The 936-nt window shown below is 44.4% G+C and carries 2 protein-coding genes; both read right to left on the bottom strand.

Features of this window, described 5'->3' with window-relative positions; translation table 11 throughout:
• Positions 1 to 379 (bottom strand): outer membrane protein OmpK (locus A3762_RS23065; RefSeq protein ID WP_304439324.1); only part of this gene is annotated, 379 nt, incomplete at its 3' end.
• A 115-nt stretch (positions 380 to 494) separates the two neighbouring features.
• On the bottom strand, positions 495 to 936 hold a 442-nt coding region (locus A3762_RS23070; protein WP_156493688.1), incomplete at its 5' end, for a BMP family ABC transporter substrate-binding protein.

Below are 936 nucleotides of genomic sequence, written 5' to 3' on the forward strand. Positions count from 1 at the left end.
TAGAGCTAAACTCATAAGTACCAGCAAGTAATACATCTTTAATTGGACCGAAGCTCAAGTCAGACCCTGTAGTTTTACCAAGGCTGATTCGTGGTGACAACTCTGCATAAGTTTCATTGTTTGGAGCAGTTGAACCTTTGTTGTTCAAACGATCTACAAACGTAAATACATCACCCCAAGAATGACCAGATACATGCTCAAGCGTCATAACAGTAATTTCTTGAGTTTCTTTCTCAGCTGTGTTGAACGCATTCAAGTAATCAGCACTGTGAAGAACAGTTATACTGTTGTCTGCCCAGAATTGTTCTGCTTGAGCTGGAGCAGCTACTACTGCTGCAGAAAGTGCTGCTGCACTTGCAAGAGTCTTAAGTTGTTTCATTTTTCTACCTTAGTAATTTCATAACGGCACTTTTTAGTTGTGCCTTTTTTCCGGAAAATGGGAGCTTGCTGTACAACAAGCTCAACAAAGCTCCCGATACTTTAAACGTCCCGGTTTACGACTGAGGCAATTTGCCTTCTACACCTTCGATGTAGAAACCAAAGCCTAGAAGCGCACCGTCATCCATGGTGCTACCAGCTGGCACGACTTCTTCGCCAGCTTGGTTAATAACAGGGCCATCAAATACGCGCATTTCGCCCGCTTTCAAGGCCGCTTTTTTCTCTTCAACCAACGCAACAACGTCAGCTGGAATTGCTTCGTTCAATGGTGCTAGATCTGTAGTACCTTCAGCGATACCAGGCCATAGATCTTCAGCTTTCCAAGTACCATCAAGAACTTGCTGAGCCTTCTTCAAGTAAAGAGGACCCCAGTTGTGAATCGCTGCTGTAAGGTGTGCTTTCTCACCGTACTCAGACATATCTGAGTGATAACCGATCGCGTACTTACCTTTCGCTTCAGCTGCTTGAATAACTGCTGCTGAGTCAGTGTGCTGAGTA

Source organism: Oleiphilus sp. HI0125, assembly GCF_001635355.1.